Raw genomic sequence first — 14,784 nt, forward strand, 5'->3', positions numbered from 1 at the left:
GGTTTTCAGAAGCATCCGTGCATATTCAGCCTGATTTTCCCTTTTTATCGGCGGTTACGACATTGACCGCCTTATCTCTTCTGTCCACGACAGACACATGCGTCGTAAAGGTCTGCGTGAAATGGAGGTGGTGTCCCTCGGGCCTTGGGCCGGCCCTAGTTGACTTGAAGTAAAAACGCCCATGCGGATAATCAAACAGGACAATGCGATCTGCAAAAAAAGGCATTCCGATATGCCCGGTCATGATATCACGTTGCAGAACGACAGTATCGTCCTTGATGCGTTCTCCGCCAATCTCGAAATCTTTAATTTTTGCTTCCCGTCCCGCTGTCAGGAACCTGTCAAAACGGGTAATCGTCTTTTCCGCCCTGACAAGGGTCGGATGGGCAACTTCGGGAAGGTCATCCCAGCTTGTTGGCACGGAGGTCACGTCCAGATCCGGGTTCATGGAAAACCATCGTTTCTTTCCATCAATGAAAGCCGGGATCTGAAAATCCCCGTCCAGACGGACGGAACGCGCCCTGTCCCCCAGGATCTGCTGGCCGACATCGTCACAGTCCGAATTATTGCTGGTGGTGATATACATCACCTCGCCATGAGGCATATCAAGCAGAATGAGCATGCGTGAAAGCACCATCTGCCCGATGACGCCAATCACGGGACGTCCCCCTGCCGACTGCACGCTGCCCCCCCGGATCAGGACGCCATTGACCGCGCCCAGATCCGCCCCGCCAATCTGCAGATCCCTTATGCCGATATAATCCACTTCCTCGGAATGATAGCCATTCAGGTCCAGCGTGGCTGGCATTTCCTTATCGGGAAAGCGGAGATCCCGTGTTTCACGGACATAGATTTTGTCGTAATCGGGACTGATATACATTGCGACGTCATAATCGTTGACACGCACGGGAATAATGGGGCCATCCCCTGCCCCGCCCAGTAATGGCAGGACGACACTGCCGGTGACGCAGCGGGAAACATCCTGTGCCCCGGCATGGGCAAATGGCGTCATGAACAGGCCGAAAACAGAAAAGGCCATAATAAATCGGCTGCGCATTGCCCTGTCTTTCCGATATGGTCCGGGCTGACCGTTACAATATGATTATATTTTTCCCTTGTATTGACCAGAGGGAAAATGGAGCAGCCTGCAGCATTTTCTATCCCGCCGAACCTTCCCGATGATGCGACGTTGCATCCCGCAGTTAGCGGGAGGTTTTCATGAAACGCGTTTTCGGTATCTTCATCCTGCTGCCGCTTGCCGCCGCCGTTGCGGGCTGCCATGACCCGCATCGCTCCCGCCATCCCATCTACTGGCACGAGGGATATGACCACGGCACGTCGTCACGCCAGCAGCCCGGAATGACCCGGCGATAAGGGCAGGCTCCTACGTCATGTTCCTACGGTTCCGGCTCGTAGTGGTGGATCATGAACATGCCTTCCAGAACGGACGTAGCCGCAGGCCTGACCTTTACACACCGAAAATGACACGCATGCGCCCTTTTCCGTCCGTTCCTGTCGCTCTCACCAATCGCGATCAGACAGGCACGAGCACCGGTGCCACGGGCACTACCGGCGGGCGGGCCTGCCAGCGTCCTGAGTCCACATCCGCGATTTCCCGGTCAATCTCACTCACAACCCGCCGTGAGAACGGCCCCAGATGCAGGTAAAGCGCGCTTGTCATGACCACGTATGGCAATGCTTTCGGATTGTGGAGGGTGCAATCCAGCAACATGCGCCAGAACTGCACCGCCGTGCCGGGTCCCGCGCGATGAATGCGTGAAAGGAGCCGGAAAAAGCTGCGCAGGTCCCCGCGTATCATCCGATGACCACGCCCGCGCCTGAGCATCCGGCCAAGCCGCCGCACACGGCCGAAATAGGCAACCGGGTCATAGATTGCCTGAAGGACCGTCCTGTAATCGTTCAGCACGTCACGCCGTGGCCGCTTCGTCTCGAAATTCAGCCCGGCGGTGCACTGGTCCCCTGATTGTGTCTGCTCCCCGCCGGAAAAGAGGCGACCTTCGGCCAGCAGACGCCGTGTAAGCTGCGTTGTGGGCAGGGCATACAACAGGCCGACCATACAGACCGGAATTGCCGTATCCTCGATACATTCGATCATGCCGGCCGCGACACTGCCCTTTTCGCTGTCGAACCCCACGATGAAGCCGGCATTGACGAAAATCCCGGCCTTGTGGATTGTCTCGATGCTCTGTTGCAGGCTGCGCCTTGTGTTCTGCTTTTTCTGCATCAGGACGAGGGAGTCCGTATCCGGGCTTTCGATACCCACGAATATGGCAAAGAAATTGGTATCCGACAGGCTGCGCAGCAGGTCGGCATCATCGGCAAGGTTGATCGAGGCCTCGGTTGAAAACTCGAACGGGAAATTTTTCCTGTCCTGCCATGCCTTGAGGTCCGGCAGGAATTTCTTGAGCGCTTTTTTGTTGCCAATCAGGTTGTCATCGACAAAATCCACATGCCCGCGATACCCGAGGGCATACAGGGCATCAAGTTCGGCCATGACCTGTTCATTCGTCTTGGTGCGTGGCACCCGGCCATACAGTTCGATGATATCGCAGAATTCGCAGCTGAACGGACAGCCACGCGAAAACTGGACGCCAACATGCAGGTACTGGTCCAGCTTCAGCAGATCAAAACGGGGCAGCGGGCTTTTTGTGACGTCCGTCTTTCCCATCGGCGCTTCGAACACGCCCTGCCTGTCACCGCGACGCCATGCCGCGATGAAATCGACCATGATTTCTTCCGCTTCGCCCAGAACCTGAAAATTCGCAGCGCTGTAGAGCGCCGGGCTGGATGTGACATCAGGACCGCCGACCACCACCGGCGTGCCGGCCGCACGGCACATTTCGATAATATGGAGGGCATCGTTGCGCTGCGGCAGCATGCCGCCCGTCATCACGATATCCGCCCAGCCGAAATCCTCATCGCTCAGGGTTTCGGTATTGCGATTGACCAGCCGGACCTCCCAGTTTTCGGGAAGCAGGGCGGCAACCGTGATCAGCCCAAGCGGCGCCGCCGGATAACGTGCACCCGCCAGATCACAGGTTTCCTGATAGTTCCAAAACGAATTCGCGTTGAAGCGCGGGAAGATCATCAAGACCTTGCAGGTATCGGTCATCGTAAAACGATCCCCCCAGCCACCAATCGGCTATGGGCGGAACGATCTTGTCCCCTGGCGACAGGAAATGGACAGATGGACGGATCCACCTCTGGCGAAACGGCGGTAGGCCAGCGAACAGTCGTCACTATGGATGCTCCATCTGGATGAACCGACGCTTCTACACCCACAGCCTTGCAATAGCGATAGAACCGCACCGAACGGATGGCTGCTTCAGAAGACGATCCACGAAATATCCCGAAAATCATGATGAATTTCGTGGCAAGACTATTTTAAAAAAACTTATATGAATGTCGTTTTTGAGAATTCGACAGTTCGAGAGCCAGAATTTTTATTATTTTCCATCAGTGACCGGATTCATCCAGTTTCCGGACTGATGACGACAGACCCTAACGGCTGGCCATCCGATGCCCCAGTTTCGCCAGTTCAGCCATGATGCCGGACAGGACATGCTGCAGGCTGGAAAATCCCTGATGCCGTTGCAGCGTGCATTCATCCATATAGAGATGACGGCTGATTTCCATCTGCAATGCATGCACGCCTTTGCGGGGACGACCATAATGTCGTGTGACATATCCGCCGGCAAAGGGCATGTTGCGGACAACACGGTAACCGTGTGCCGTCAGGATATCCTCGACCGTTGCCGTGATCTCTGCCGCGCAGGAAGTTCCCCAGGCATTCCCCAGAACAAAATCCGCCTGCTCGCGCTGGCCCTGTCGCGGCATCGAATGTCCGTCCAGCAGGATACATACGCCGTGTTTTTCCAGACTGCCGTCAATCAGCGAGGCCAGTGCGGCATGATATGGATACCAGCAGCCACGGATGCGGTATTCAGCCTCCTCGAAATCCAGCGGACGGCTGTAAATCAGTCCGCCACTTCCTGCCAGGCGCGCAATCGTCCCGAACCCTGCCTGCACCTTTTTGCTGGAGGTGTTACACCACTCCGGCAGCATGTCACGAAACATGCTGGGATCGAGTTCCCACGCTTCCCGGTTCGCATCACAATAGGCACGGGGAAAAGTGGCATGAAGCAGGCTCGCCCCATAATCCGGCGCATGTTGCAGCAGTTCCTCGACAAAGCAGTCCTCGCTACGGCGCAAGGCAAAGGGCGTCAAGCGCGACTGTTTCAGAAAGTGGTCGGTATAGTTCCGTCCGGAATGCGGCGACGCCACCACCAGCGGCGCATTCCCATGCCGGGGATGAATGATCTCAAAAGGGGCAAGGACGGCTAATGGCATGAGAACACAGGGGATTCAGGAAAACTGACCGACAGGACGGGATAGGAACGCATATCGGGCATAGGCGCAGCACGCAGGATTTTGGTCAATGTGAATTTTTTTGAAGAAAGGGGGTTGCACCACGCCCCAACGACAGCTAGAAGCCATTTCACCGAAGCGAATGGGCGCATAGCTCAGCGGTAGAGCACTACCTTGACATGGTAGGGGTCACAGGTTCAATCCCTGTTGCGCCCACCATTCGCTTCGCAGATTTCCGCCAAAAACTTGTGTTATGTGTGATAATCCCCTAATGGGGATCATCCATTAGCGTCCACCAGAATCCGCGCTGACCCTCCCCGATCCGTGGAAAATCCGTGAAGTGTTTTTGGCTTGTACTCTGCCCCTCCCTCCCCTAGAATTTCACCTGCTGCGGCGGCGTGGATGGACACGCATGGGAAAATCAACCGGCGGAAAGCACTGCCCCACATCGCGGAAGCGGTGAAACGGATTTGGGATCAAGCGGAGACAGCTAACGACACTCGGAGTGCCACAAGAGCCGGTATCAAGCCCGGCCCGCAGCAATACGGTTCAGAGCGGCAGGGCCTTCGCAGGTTCCTGCCGTTCTTATTTCCGACACCCTTTCTGCAGGCAGAACAGCCAGTGAAGCCAGCGCCGAATCACGGCGCAGGCGCCCCCAGCCGTTCGCGCACGTAGCGGCGATGGTCGGCGCGCTGCACGAAAAATATCACCCATCCCAGCGCCATCTGCCCCGCGATGATGCCAAGCACCGCCCAGATCATTCCATCCGCCCCTGCCGCCAGCAGTCACGCGCAAACGCGATGAGCAGGTAGCCCACCGCGCACGCCGCCCCCAGCACGAAGCCGAGGGCGATGCCGGTGTAAAAGTTCACGACGCCTGGATGGCCGCGTTGTCGGCCTTGCACTTGGCGTAAATCGCCTCGATGTCGGCTGCGGTGGGGCCGCTGGACGATGCGGTATCTTCCACCGCCGTCTTGATCGTAGTCCATGCCTCGGGGCCATATTTCTCGATCAGGCCGAGGACGAGGCTTGTACCGTTGACGATGGCGCTCAGTTCGGTTGCGTCCATATCAGTTGCTCCCCGTGGTCGTGGTGGTCTGGGCGATGGACAGGGCGGACTGAAGCCCGGCCAGCGCGCTTTCGGCTGTCGCCAGTTCCGATGCCGTGACCGTGTTGCCATTGGACACGGCGGTATCCAGCGTGGTCAGCGGCACAAGGGCGGCGGCGGATGCCGTCTTGATATCGGCCTTGACGGTGGCGTTCACGCTGCCGGACGCCAGATAGGCCTCGGCCCCGGTGGCCGCTACGTGATAGGCGCTCATGGTGTCGAACGCGGCCTTGCGCAGGTTGGTCTGGTTCGCGCAGGCCCCAAGCGTTGCCAGCGAGAGGATCGCGGCACAGGCCGCGAGGCGGGATCGTTTGGTCATGTCGGTTCCTTACGGCCAGATCAGGGCTGGCGTGTAAGCGGTCCACGTGTTCTGCGCCATGCAGACGTAGATGCCGCTGGATGCGAAAATGATGGTGCCGGGCGTGCCAGCCGCATCAGACGACGCGGGCGCGGTCCCGATGGTGACCACCAGATTCCCCGCCGTATCCATGCCGGGGGCGCTGGTGGCGATCATGCGCTGCGTGTCGCGGCGCGTGGGATACAGGCCCGGGTCGAACCGGCCCGGACGCCGGATGGGGTTAGGCGTTCCCATTGGCCGCCTTCTCTGCCTGGCCCTTTTTGTTCAGGACCGGGATGCCCGCCGCCGCGACCGCTGCTTTTGCCGCGGGCTTGTCGGCCACCGACACGCGCACGGCGGTCTGGCTTGGCTTGAAATGGTTTTCCGCCCATCCGATGTTCAGCCCGATGGTGCTCATGACCTGATAGGCCACGGCCCACCGGCTGCCTGCGTGCGGCGGCGGGATCATCGCGGCTGCCGCCCCGCATGCGAGGATGAACAGCGCGACGTAAAAGGCGTACTGTTCCGGGACGAACTCAAGCATCCCGGCAAATGCGGCCCCGAGGCCGGTCAGTTTTGCGGCTGTATTCATCTGCCGTCTCCGTTCAGGCCAAGGCGGTAGAAATCCTGCCGGCCGATTGTCTTGATGAAAAACCGGGGAATGGCCCAGCGCGGCTTCATGCTGTCATGGGCGAAATAGCTGTCCGCGCCGCCCGTGATGTCGGCCAGACGCCCGGCCACCAGCTGAGCGGCCAAAGCGCACGCCACGCGGAACTGCGGGTCATCCTGCGTGACGGCCCCGAGTTTCGATGCGTTGGGATCGTCCTCGTTCCAGCAGGAGAACTGCCACGGGCACAGGCAGACACTGCCGATCGAGCGCCCCCACCATCCGGGGGATGCCGCGCGGTTGCCGATGACATTCAGGACCGCCTGCATTCCCGGCAGGCCATCCCCCCCTCGCCTCGCCCCATGCGGTGCGTGCTGCGGTGTCCATCGAGCTGGCGTCGGTCATGGCCCATATCCGAACGCGCGCTTGCAGAATGACCACGCCGCATCGCCAATCTGTCCCCAGCCCAGCAGGCCGGTCGCCAGCACGATGAAGGTCATGGTCACCCACGATGTCAGCTTCATGCCGCCTTCGATGCGGGCCAGACGTTCCGATATCTCTCCATCACGCTGCGACGAACGGTCATTCATCTCGGAGATTTTCTGCTGGGTCTGGATCGCGTTTTCCTGAACCTCATGCGTGATGTCGCGCCGGAAGTCCGAGAACTGGCGGTTCAGGTCCTGCATGTCGCCGCGCAGGTTGTCGTGACCACCTTCCATTTTAGCCACACGCTCGCGGACAACAGCCACTTCCTCGGCTGTTGCATATCGGGGATCGGTCATCAGTGGGATACCGCCTCACCCGACACGCCTGTCCATGCGCTGCCGTTCCACAGCACCAGCACGCCCCTGCTGCCGCTGCCGATATAGCAGTCGGTGCAGCGGATCACCTGGGTGCTGGACGCGGGCAGGTTGGCATAGGTGGAAGACGGCGGCGCATAGGCCGCCAGGTCGGATCGCGTGGCAAGCCCGGACGCCGAAGGTGGGAACGCCCCACCATCAAACAGGCCGTGCTGCTCCGGCGACGTGGGCGCAGCATGCGCCTGCACCGTGACAAAGAGGCTGGCCGCTGCCAGAAGGTGAGAGAAGCGCATGCCGTCCCCGAAACTGAATGGTCAGGATTTCGGGGTATGGGAAGTTTGTTAGTACGGTGTGGAACGGCGGACCTTTTTTTGCCCGCAACGTAAAGCGCAACTTGACGCCTTCTGCGTAAAGTCATACTTTACTTCCGATGGAAATCGAAAGCATCAAGCACAAAGGGCTGCGCCGGTTTTTCGAGACAGGCAATCCGAAGGGAATCGTCGGAGACGTCGCCCGCCTACGCAAGATGCTGGCCTTTATCGACGCCGCGGCATCGCTGGATGAACTGTCGGTTCCACCCAATTACGGCCTGCATGCCCTGTCAGGCGACCGCGCCGGCACATGGTCCATGACCATCACCCGCAACTGGCGCCTGACCTTTCGGGTCAATGACCAGGGCGCGCTGGAAGACATGGATATGGAGGACTATCATGGCACTTAAGATGCACCCGTCCCTCGCCGTAAACGTGGGTGACTGGATCCGGACGGAGCTGGTTGAGCCCCATGGCCTGAAGATCAAGGACCTGGCCGAACATTTCGGGGTGTCGCGGCAGGCGCTGAGCGCCCTGCTGAACGGTCGCGCCCACCTGTCCGCCGATATGGCGATCCGGTTTGAAATGGCGTTCGGAGTGAAGGCCGATACCCTGATGCGCATGCAGGTGGCGTGGGACATGGCGCAGGCCCGCACACGAGAGGCGGACCTGCATGTGCGACCGCTTGTTGCGGCGTAGGCATCAGGCGGCATCCCCTCCCCGCGCAGGCAGGGAGGGGACATGGTGCCTACCGGCCTAACTGCCGGGTTCGCTCCTGCTTGATCCGCTGCACGTCATTCCACATCTGCATGATGCCGTGCGCCGCTTCCCGCAGGCTGCGTTCGCAGTTGTCGGTATTGGCCCGGTCAGGCTCGTGATAGATGCGGTCGCATACCGCCAACGCCTTGCCCAGTTCACCCGCAACTTCATTGGCAGACAGGTGCTGCGCGTCTTCAAAGATGTCCACTTTCTGGGCCTGAAGACTGACGGCCGATGCCACATCCCTGGTTCCGATATACCGCCCCAGCACTTTCACCGCGAACAGCACCCGCTCGCCAAACGGATTGACCGTCCAGATCAGCCCGGCGCGCGTACGGGCCAGACGTTCCCATTCCGCCGTGGGTTCCAGCCGGGCGACGGTGATCCTGCCTTTCTCATTGACAATCACGGCCTCCGACCCCGGTGGCAGGTGGCAGTCGTTCGCGTCGAACAGGATCATCCTGCCGTCGATCTGGATTGCGCCAGTCACGTGGGTGTCGCTCCCCCCGGTTGCGCGAAAGGGCGCGGGGCGGCCTTCTTGACCTGACTAACTCAACGATCAATCTTCTTCCTTACGAGCCCATGGCGGTATAACTACCGCAGATCTTACATTAATAGTATTCACATCAGAAAATTCTTTTTCTTTTGGTGTGCGCTTTTTGTATTTCCCACTATCTGCCCTCTCAATGGGCGAATCTTCTTTTTGAGTTATCCGCCATAACCGGGTTGTTAAATTTTTCCGTGCATCTGTGCCACCTGGACTGAATCCGTCACGCCGTAGAGCCTTGTATATTTCGTCGGCATCAATCTCATCGTCCCATATACCATCATCTATCATGGTTATAACAAACTGAACGAGTTCATCATCAGATATGCGCTTGGCATTCACCGATTCAGGATCAGAGTCCTCTTGAGGCTGGGCACTCGCATTATCTGGACGCCCCACGCCCATTAAGTCCGATAATGCGATACCTGCGATTTTAGCCATCCGGCACAAAACATCGTCTATTTCTTTCAGTTGGTTTTCCAAATCCCTACGCTTACTCAGGATTGAATCCACAATATTTTCAACGGTCTTTGTCATTTATCCACACCCCATAACACCAGATATTTTCGTACCTGAAAATATGTATATGTCATTCTGAGTGTGCCTTGAATAAAAAAATGAACCGGGAACAGATTTATGGGTTGCGTTGATATTCAGGGTACAGCTATTGGAGGGAAGAGGCCAAAAACACAAAGGCCGCTGCCAAGCTGGAATTTGGCAACGGCCCTCGTATTTATGGTCGGTGATCTGTCTGCAATCGTCAATTAAGGCGGGGCAAACAGAGCCGAAGGGAGCGCAGAGGCTCCTATCGTCTAGTCATTGACGTGATGGTGACGATAGTACATGTGCGCTTCCTTTTCAAGCCCTGCCGTGTTGGCGCTTGAAAGGAGACCCTTATGGTTTTCGTTCACGCATACACGCGCATCCGGTTTGGGCGTCTTGAGCACGTTTGTGCCCATTATCGCTCGATCCCGCGTTAAAACTCTAAAATAGAGTTGTTCCAAGGGGAGGCAGGAAACTGCCTCCCCGGCTTTTTCTTCTATTAAGCTGAACTTGCTGTCAGGAACAGCCTATGACCTACACCCCCGAAGACATAGAACGCCTAGCAGAAAAATTCTTCAAGCTGCATCTATTCACCCAGGCCATGGAACGGTCAGACGATTGCGACAAAACGCCAATTCGGAGCTGATTCCGTCATATCCGAAGATTACGCAACGCCAGATGAGCAGGCGCATTTCCGCGCGCTGGCGCGGGAGCAGTTGGAAAAGCCGCTGTAAAATTTGACAGCGGAAGACCGTTCGAATCGAACATACAAATTGTATCTACAATTAAATTGATCTCGCACCTTTTATCGTATATACAATCTGAATGAGATACGATTGGGACGAAGCCAAGCGCCTGAGCAATATCGAAAAGCATGGCGTGGACTTTGTTGCCGCTGAGGATTTCGCATGGGATGAGGCGCTCGTCACAGCCAGCCGCTCCTCGGATGAACCTCGCCTTGTCGCGCTGTCTCCAATCGGTCATCGCCTGCACGTTCTGGTATTCAGCGTTGAAACCCGGATCGTACGCATCATCAGCCTGCGGAAAGCGAACAAAAGGGAGGTAGCATTCTATGTCTCGCAAAACTGACATCATTATGCCAACCGATGTGGAAGATGCCGTCATCAATCGAGGTATTGCCAAGGATGCGGATAATCCCGAACTGACGGATATGGACTTTGCCGCCATGTGTGCGTCAGCAGATTCCGTTCCCGACCTGGCCCGCGCCCGACGCGTTCGTGGCCCCCAGAAAACTGCAACCAAAAAGCTGGTCTCCATGCGTCTGGACCCGGATCTTGTCGAGCGTCTGAAAGCTGACGGTCCCGGATGGCAGCGGCGTGCAAACGACATGCTCCGGCAGGCCGTGGGGTTATAAGCAATGGCAAGAATGACACTGGCGGAAATCATGTCCCGGCCCGGCACGATTGACTGGGACAAGGTGAACGCCACCACAGAAGCCGACATTGACCGCCAGGCAAGGGAAGACGGCACGGATGACGCAAGTCATCTGCTTCCGCTTACCGAGGTGCCATCTTCCCCTTTAAAAATTTCTTATTCCCCTGATACAAAATGAGATTATCCAGACACGTAGCTGATACGCATGCTGGTTAAATCTCCTCTCATCTGAAGGGAGGCATGCATGATCAAGAAAATCATCTTTCTGGCGCTGGCAATGCTGGGGGCCGCTGTGGTCAGTTATCCAACAATCAGCAATGCCCATCGGGCCGTTGGGTCGGCTTCTCTTTTTGACCAATAGCAGGGTGCGTTGACCCGACTCCTGCGGGTCTGGGACGGTTGCAAGATGAGCAGCCAACCATTCACCGGCGAAATTTATAAAACCTACTGCGTTCTTGACAGGGGTGGGGCACCACACGCAATTCATATTGCGGATTTCATTTACATTGACGGCGCACCTTATGCCGTCATCGAATGGAGGCCTGCGCCTGGTGGTGAACATCCAGAGATTCTTGTTCCCTTGGATGCTTCACAACTGACCGCCATTCCTGATCCCAAAGCGACGCATAGTTATGCAGGTCCGCCCGTGGTAGATCCTCGCCGACATAACTGAGGCAAGTGGCCGCGCTCTCAAAGTTTCCCTTTCTGATATTCAGCGCCGCGCAGAACCTGTGGAATGCCCTGATATCTTCCGGCTTGCTACTGATGAATTTCATTCCTGATCTTTTCATCAGTTCCCTCCCATCGCCTGATAAGGGTTCCAGCTAGGCGACAGCCAGAACTTCTGCCCCTGGTTCTGCTGGATGCCCAGTTCGTAGCGCCTGAGGTATCCGGGGTTCATCATCTCCTGCAGGCGGTAGAACACCAGATAATCGAGGGCGGCGCGGGTGTAGAATAGGTTGCCAAACGGCAGTTCCCGCCGTGCTTCCTGCAGCAGGTTCATCTCGAACGTCTTGCCCTTGGGGGCATCCGCGCTGCCGAGTGCCGTGTCGCGGCTGTTGGCGAACATCTTGAACAGGCTGCTGGCGTCGGAAAAGGTCGGGCCCGCCAGCGTTTCAAGGAACGAGTTGCCCATGCGGCTCTGTTCGCCGAATAGGAAATCACCGTAGATCCGTGCCCCGCCGCCCTGCTGCATGGCAGCCAGAACCGTGCGCCAGTCGGCCGGGTTGCGCGGTTCCTTCCCCACGGCCATCGCCTTGAGGCTCATGGCGACATAGCCCAGCACGGTTGTCGCCACGATCAGGTGCGCGATGCCGGCCACGTCCGCGCCGTCGCGCGTGATCTCCCTGCCCCACACGCACCGGATATGCGTCAGCGGGAAGGACTTGAACTGCATGAACATCCGCATGGCCTGCTCCAGTACCGGGTTCACACGGTCGGCGGCGGCGTAGCTGCCCTGCATCAGGGCCTGCGTGCGCGGGTCGATTTCGGTCATGCCCTCGCGCACCTGGTCGATGATGTAGGATGACAGCTTCGATTGCAGCTCATTGCGGGCTTCATCATGCGTGATGTTGTCGCGCAGCAGGGGGTTCAGGTCGTCCTCGGTCAGGTGGTCCAGTTCGGCCGGCAGGATGTGCATGTTGCCGTCCGCCGCTTCCTTCGCCGTGGTGCGCAGCACGTCCCATTCCGCCGCGTCGATGCCATAGCGCGTCAGGGACTGCCGCAGTTTGGGGTGCAGGGCGTCGAAGTCCTTGCCCGCGTTACGCCCGAGATTGTGGGTCAGCATGGTGCCGAACCCTTCCTTCATGGCGTCGGTCCAGTATTGCAGGCCGTTGAGCCGGTGGAAGAACTGCACCGTACGCCCCATCCTGCCTAGCGGCCCGTCCTCGCCATGGAAGCGCGTCATGATCGCGCCCAGCGTGCCGTCGATCCCCACGCCCATCATGTGTGCGATCTGGCGCCGGTTGCGTGTCCCCTTGCTGAGCGTGCCAGGCACCACGCTTTTCAGCGCGTTCATGTAGCTTTCCAGCAGCGGGATGCCGTTGTGCCGGGCGACTGATGCCGTAACCGCGATATCCGGCAGGGATGACAGCACCACGCCGCCCAGCTTGGTGATGGCCTGGTAAGAGCGCAGATAGGCCCCAATGGAGGCAATGGTCTTGTTCTGCGGCGCCGCGGCCCGGCCCGTCACCACATCGACCAATGCACCATCCTTCAGCGCCCGCAGCCTGTCCACGGTCCTGAAGTCGTTGCGGTCCTTGGCCGCCGATATGGCCCGGTCCGCCACATGGTCGAACATGGCACGCGGGTTGGTGCCCAGCGTGCGCATGACGGCGGCGTTGCGCGCGCCGCGCTCCATGCCCTGCATCACGCTGTCGAGCACGTTGCCCTGCCCGAACTGCTCGTTATAGGCCAGCCAGTCATCGGCGAATTTGAAGATCAGGCTGCGTTCCTGGCTGGCGCTCTTGGCGGCATTGGCCGGGCCTTTGAACCCGGACAGCCAATCCGAGCCGTTGGCGCTTTCATGCACGCCGGATGACAGCGCCTGCCATGTGGCACGCAGGTAGTGTTCCTCGCTGGTGTCGGCATCCAGCCGGTCGAAGGTGCGCGGGTCCAGCTTGGGCAGGATGCTGTCGCGCCATGCGTGGTAATCTTCCTCGCCCCCGTTGCCACGGATCTTCCACATGTCGTGGCTCTGCCGGGTGACGTAGTGTTCCTGCTTTCCGATCCATGCCCCGGCTTCGTTCTGCAGGGCGCGGACCTTTTCCTGATGGCGGTGCAGGATTTCGGCGGCCTGTCGGGCGTGTTCGTTCCCTGTTGCTGCGCCCGATGCCGGATCATCCAGCCGCCACATCTCCCGCGCGATGTCGCGGTCAAAGTCATGGTTGCGCCGCGTCACAGCCCTGAGCAGCCCGGCACGGTCGAGGTCGGTCACCAGCGGACCCATCACATCCGCGACCAGCGCGTGGGTCGTGGCTGCGACCGATAGGGCGGCCCCGCGCTGCGTGTTCTCACGCCCGGCGATGATGCCCTCCAGCGCCTGCACCTCCTGTCTGGTTGGAAGGGTGTCGGGGTGGCGATCCGGTGGCTGTCGCCTTCTTTCTGCAAGTGGACGATACCGGAGTCGTGTTCTGCGTCCGATGTATTCAGCGGTCTGCACCGGACAAAGAAGAACGGTCCGTTATTGTGGTCACGCCGGCTTTCATCTGAATGCGCCAGAATGTCGCGCACGTAGCTTTCGACATCGGAATAGCCGAGGGCACGGATCTGCGGCCCATACCATAATCCGTCATGAAATCGTGCCAGACCTCCTCTACGTCGATCGGAAGAGACGGCTGACTCTAAATGTGTTTTGGGAAGGTGCCCATCCACACCGGCGCATCTTCGATGCCACGCTGGCGATCACGGCTAGTTATCCATGCCAAGGTCTGATTAATTTCTTCACCTATGCGGAAAAATCTTCTGCGATATTGCCGACAACGGAACAAATCCAGGACCGAAGCAGGCGAATGCAGCATGCACGCCAGCAGCCCCTTGACGGGCCGGGATCATGCCCGGCCCGCAGCATCAGATATTCAGCCGCCCGAATACCTGATCAGGCTTTTGCAGGAACCTCTCCCTGCGGGGTCTGGGCGTTGACTGCGGCCGGAAGCAGATGCGCAAGGACGGGAAGGATTGTGTCGGCTGGCAGGCCAACATGATCGACAAGGGCCTGCACCTGCTGATTGCCAAGCAGCGAGCGGAGTTCATCCGTCGAAATCGGCAGATTTTCGCCCGAACCGATCCATGAGCGGACCTTGTCGGTCAGTCCCGCCTGCTGGGCCTGGTCCAGAAGGGAAGAAATCGTGGCGGGCGTCAGCATCTGCGACAGATAGGAATGGATCTGCCCCGACAGTCCCGAACTGGCAGCCAGATCGGTCAGTTTTCCCATCACATCGTCGAAAATACCACTCATGATCATATCCCTGAAATTCGCTAAGGCGTTTTCT

General features: G+C 58.5%; 22 protein-coding genes and 1 tRNA gene. 8 read left to right on the top strand and 15 right to left on the bottom strand.

Annotated features, from left to right (window positions below):
- Positions 1-25 precede the first annotated feature (25 nt).
- On the bottom strand, positions 26-1,039 hold the full coding sequence (locus tag NJLHNGOC_RS11600) for a hypothetical protein (protein ID WP_113596504.1): 1,014 nt from the start codon (positions 1,037-1,039) through the stop codon (positions 26-28).
- A 179-nt stretch (positions 1,040-1,218) separates the two neighbouring features.
- Here NJLHNGOC_RS11600 and NJLHNGOC_RS16020 point away from each other — a divergent pair, with 179 nt between their 5' ends.
- Positions 1,219-1,374 carry a hypothetical protein gene (locus NJLHNGOC_RS16020; RefSeq protein ID WP_165837930.1) on the top strand — a complete coding sequence of 52 codons (156 nt, stop codon included), beginning with the start codon at positions 1,219-1,221 and terminating at the stop codon, positions 1,372-1,374.
- Between the two features lie 160 nt (positions 1,375-1,534).
- On the opposite strand, the gene NJLHNGOC_RS11605 is transcribed toward NJLHNGOC_RS16020, so the two are convergent.
- Together NJLHNGOC_RS11605 and NJLHNGOC_RS11610 are read right to left on the bottom strand one after the other, a co-directional pair.
- On the bottom strand, positions 1,535-3,133 hold the full coding sequence (locus tag NJLHNGOC_RS11605) for a B12-binding domain-containing radical SAM protein (RefSeq protein WP_113596505.1): 1,599 nt from the start codon (positions 3,131-3,133) through the stop codon (positions 1,535-1,537).
- A gap of 389 nt (positions 3,134-3,522) precedes the next feature.
- A complete protein-coding gene (locus tag NJLHNGOC_RS11610; protein WP_113596506.1) occupies positions 3,523-4,371 on the bottom strand; it encodes an N-formylglutamate amidohydrolase in 849 nt (282 codons plus the stop codon).
- 162 nt (positions 4,372-4,533) lie between these two features.
- Between NJLHNGOC_RS11610 and NJLHNGOC_RS11615 the strand changes: the two genes are divergently transcribed.
- A tRNA-Val gene (locus NJLHNGOC_RS11615) sits at positions 4,534-4,608 on the top strand.
- A 419-nt stretch (positions 4,609-5,027) separates the two neighbouring features.
- Here NJLHNGOC_RS11615 and NJLHNGOC_RS16620 read toward each other — a convergent pair.
- From NJLHNGOC_RS16620 to NJLHNGOC_RS11650, 8 genes are all read right to left on the bottom strand, one after another.
- Entirely contained in the window at positions 5,028-5,150 is a 123-nt protein-coding gene (locus NJLHNGOC_RS16620) for a hypothetical protein (protein ID WP_275399462.1), read from the bottom strand.
- 106 nt (positions 5,151-5,256) lie between these two features.
- The gene (locus NJLHNGOC_RS11620; RefSeq protein ID WP_113596507.1) at positions 5,257-5,457 is read right to left on the bottom strand and encodes a hypothetical protein; all 201 of its coding nucleotides are present in this window, start codon (positions 5,455-5,457) and stop codon (positions 5,257-5,259) included.
- Position 5,458: 1 nt separating this feature from the next.
- Positions 5,459-5,815, bottom strand: a complete 357-nt coding sequence (locus NJLHNGOC_RS11625) for a hypothetical protein (RefSeq protein WP_113596508.1) — start codon at positions 5,813-5,815, stop codon at positions 5,459-5,461.
- A gap of 9 nt (positions 5,816-5,824) precedes the next feature.
- Positions 5,825-6,088 (bottom strand): hypothetical protein, encoded by a 264-nt coding sequence (locus NJLHNGOC_RS11630; RefSeq protein WP_113596509.1) that lies wholly within the window; start codon positions 6,086-6,088, stop codon positions 5,825-5,827.
- On the bottom strand, positions 6,075-6,425 hold the full coding sequence (locus tag NJLHNGOC_RS11635; protein ID WP_113596510.1) for a hypothetical protein: 351 nt from the start codon (positions 6,423-6,425) through the stop codon (positions 6,075-6,077). Before NJLHNGOC_RS11635 ends, NJLHNGOC_RS11630 begins: the two co-directional genes overlap by 14 nt.
- The gene (locus NJLHNGOC_RS11640) at positions 6,422-6,769 is read right to left on the bottom strand and encodes a cell wall hydrolase (RefSeq protein WP_239021496.1); all 348 of its coding nucleotides are present in this window, start codon (positions 6,767-6,769) and stop codon (positions 6,422-6,424) included. Before NJLHNGOC_RS11640 ends, NJLHNGOC_RS11635 begins: the two co-directional genes overlap by 4 nt.
- Before the next feature lie 72 nt (positions 6,770-6,841).
- Positions 6,842-7,222, bottom strand: a complete 381-nt coding sequence (locus NJLHNGOC_RS11645) for a hypothetical protein (protein WP_113596511.1) — start codon at positions 7,220-7,222, stop codon at positions 6,842-6,844.
- Complete coding sequence (locus NJLHNGOC_RS11650; protein WP_113596512.1) at positions 7,222-7,533, bottom strand: hypothetical protein; 312 nt, start codon at positions 7,531-7,533, stop codon at positions 7,222-7,224. The genes NJLHNGOC_RS11645 and NJLHNGOC_RS11650 overlap by 1 nt, the downstream gene beginning before the upstream one ends.
- Positions 7,534-7,670: 137 nt before the next feature.
- On the opposite strand from NJLHNGOC_RS11650, the gene NJLHNGOC_RS11655 reads away from it, so the two are divergent.
- Positions 7,671-7,961: a type II toxin-antitoxin system RelE/ParE family toxin gene (locus NJLHNGOC_RS11655; protein WP_113596513.1), complete on the top strand. Its 291-nt coding sequence runs from the start codon at positions 7,671-7,673 to the stop codon at positions 7,959-7,961.
- Positions 7,951-8,250 carry a HigA family addiction module antitoxin gene (locus NJLHNGOC_RS11660; RefSeq protein ID WP_193713332.1) on the top strand — a complete coding sequence of 100 codons (300 nt, stop codon included), beginning with the start codon at positions 7,951-7,953 and terminating at the stop codon, positions 8,248-8,250. Before NJLHNGOC_RS11655 ends, NJLHNGOC_RS11660 begins: the two co-directional genes overlap by 11 nt.
- 49 nt (positions 8,251-8,299) lie before the next feature.
- Here the strand turns inward: NJLHNGOC_RS11660 and NJLHNGOC_RS16390 are convergent, their stop codons facing one another.
- Positions 8,300-8,800: a hypothetical protein gene (locus NJLHNGOC_RS16390; protein WP_239021497.1), complete on the bottom strand. Its 501-nt coding sequence runs from the start codon at positions 8,798-8,800 to the stop codon at positions 8,300-8,302.
- Between the two features lie 69 nt (positions 8,801-8,869).
- Positions 8,870-9,394: a hypothetical protein gene (locus NJLHNGOC_RS15725; RefSeq protein WP_133258740.1), complete on the bottom strand. Its 525-nt coding sequence runs from the start codon at positions 9,392-9,394 to the stop codon at positions 8,870-8,872.
- Positions 9,395-10,225: 831 nt separating this feature from the next.
- Between NJLHNGOC_RS15725 and NJLHNGOC_RS11670 the strand changes: the two genes are divergently transcribed.
- From NJLHNGOC_RS11670 to NJLHNGOC_RS15730, 4 genes are all read left to right on the top strand, one after another.
- Complete coding sequence (locus NJLHNGOC_RS11670; RefSeq protein WP_113596515.1) at positions 10,226-10,489, top strand: BrnT family toxin; 264 nt, start codon at positions 10,226-10,228, stop codon at positions 10,487-10,489.
- On the top strand, positions 10,473-10,775 hold the full coding sequence (locus tag NJLHNGOC_RS11675) for a BrnA antitoxin family protein (protein ID WP_239021498.1): 303 nt from the start codon (positions 10,473-10,475) through the stop codon (positions 10,773-10,775). Before NJLHNGOC_RS11670 ends, NJLHNGOC_RS11675 begins: the two co-directional genes overlap by 17 nt.
- A 12-nt stretch (positions 10,776-10,787) precedes the next feature.
- Positions 10,788-10,973, top strand: a complete 186-nt coding sequence (locus NJLHNGOC_RS16395) for a hypothetical protein (protein WP_239021499.1) — start codon at positions 10,788-10,790, stop codon at positions 10,971-10,973.
- Positions 10,974-11,201: 228 nt separating this feature from the next.
- Complete coding sequence (locus NJLHNGOC_RS15730) at positions 11,202-11,468, top strand: hypothetical protein (protein WP_133258741.1); 267 nt, start codon at positions 11,202-11,204, stop codon at positions 11,466-11,468.
- Positions 11,469-11,585: 117 nt separating this feature from the next.
- Here NJLHNGOC_RS15730 and NJLHNGOC_RS11690 read toward each other — a convergent pair whose 3' ends face one another.
- Positions 11,586-13,841 (bottom strand): hypothetical protein, encoded by a 2,256-nt coding sequence (locus NJLHNGOC_RS11690; protein WP_113596518.1) that lies wholly within the window; start codon positions 13,839-13,841, stop codon positions 11,586-11,588.
- A 549-nt stretch (positions 13,842-14,390) separates the two neighbouring features.
- Complete coding sequence (locus NJLHNGOC_RS11695) at positions 14,391-14,750, bottom strand: YidB family protein (RefSeq protein ID WP_113596553.1); 360 nt, start codon at positions 14,748-14,750, stop codon at positions 14,391-14,393.
- Positions 14,751-14,784 lie beyond the last annotated feature (34 nt).

The organism is Novacetimonas cocois (assembly GCF_003311635.1).
Classification (GTDB): Bacteria; Pseudomonadota; Alphaproteobacteria; order Acetobacterales; family Acetobacteraceae; genus Novacetimonas; species Novacetimonas cocois.

Bases quoted from the DNA above. Each gene is read 5' to 3' on its own strand.
- NJLHNGOC_RS11600 (WP_113596504.1), bottom strand. From the start codon at position 1,039: ATGGCCTTTTCTGTTTTCGGCCTGTTCATGACGCCATTTGCCCATGCC.
- NJLHNGOC_RS16020 (WP_165837930.1), top strand. From the start codon at position 1,219: ATGAAACGCGTTTTCGGTATCTTCATCCTGCTGCCGCTTGCCGCCGCC.
- NJLHNGOC_RS11605 (WP_113596505.1), bottom strand. From the start codon at position 3,133: ATGACCGATACCTGCAAGGTCTTGATGATCTTCCCGCGCTTCAACGCG.
- NJLHNGOC_RS11610 (WP_113596506.1), bottom strand. From the start codon at position 4,371: ATGCCATTAGCCGTCCTTGCCCCTTTTGAGATCATTCATCCCCGGCAT.
- NJLHNGOC_RS16620 (WP_275399462.1), bottom strand. From the start codon at position 5,150: ATGATCTGGGCGGTGCTTGGCATCATCGCGGGGCAGATGGCGCTGGGA.
- NJLHNGOC_RS11620 (WP_113596507.1), bottom strand. From the start codon at position 5,457: ATGGACGCAACCGAACTGAGCGCCATCGTCAACGGTACAAGCCTCGTC.
- NJLHNGOC_RS11625 (WP_113596508.1), bottom strand. From the start codon at position 5,815: ATGACCAAACGATCCCGCCTCGCGGCCTGTGCCGCGATCCTCTCGCTG.
- NJLHNGOC_RS11630 (WP_113596509.1), bottom strand. From the start codon at position 6,088: ATGGGAACGCCTAACCCCATCCGGCGTCCGGGCCGGTTCGACCCGGGC.
- NJLHNGOC_RS11635 (WP_113596510.1), bottom strand. From the start codon at position 6,425: ATGAATACAGCCGCAAAACTGACCGGCCTCGGGGCCGCATTTGCCGGG.
- NJLHNGOC_RS11640 (WP_239021496.1), bottom strand. From the start codon at position 6,769: ATGCAGGCGGTCCTGAATGTCATCGGCAACCGCGCGGCATCCCCCGGA.
- NJLHNGOC_RS11645 (WP_113596511.1), bottom strand. From the start codon at position 7,222: ATGACCGATCCCCGATATGCAACAGCCGAGGAAGTGGCTGTTGTCCGC.
- NJLHNGOC_RS11650 (WP_113596512.1), bottom strand. From the start codon at position 7,533: ATGCGCTTCTCTCACCTTCTGGCAGCGGCCAGCCTCTTTGTCACGGTG.
- NJLHNGOC_RS11655 (WP_113596513.1), top strand. From the start codon at position 7,671: ATGGAAATCGAAAGCATCAAGCACAAAGGGCTGCGCCGGTTTTTCGAG.
- NJLHNGOC_RS11660 (WP_193713332.1), top strand. From the start codon at position 7,951: ATGGCACTTAAGATGCACCCGTCCCTCGCCGTAAACGTGGGTGACTGG.
- NJLHNGOC_RS15725 (WP_133258740.1), bottom strand. From the start codon at position 9,394: ATGACAAAGACCGTTGAAAATATTGTGGATTCAATCCTGAGTAAGCGT.
- NJLHNGOC_RS11670 (WP_113596515.1), top strand. From the start codon at position 10,226: ATGAGATACGATTGGGACGAAGCCAAGCGCCTGAGCAATATCGAAAAG.
- NJLHNGOC_RS11675 (WP_239021498.1), top strand. From the start codon at position 10,473: ATGTCTCGCAAAACTGACATCATTATGCCAACCGATGTGGAAGATGCC.
- NJLHNGOC_RS16395 (WP_239021499.1), top strand. From the start codon at position 10,788: ATGACACTGGCGGAAATCATGTCCCGGCCCGGCACGATTGACTGGGAC.
- NJLHNGOC_RS15730 (WP_133258741.1), top strand. From the start codon at position 11,202: ATGAGCAGCCAACCATTCACCGGCGAAATTTATAAAACCTACTGCGTT.
- NJLHNGOC_RS11695 (WP_113596553.1), bottom strand. From the start codon at position 14,750: ATGAGTGGTATTTTCGACGATGTGATGGGAAAACTGACCGATCTGGCT.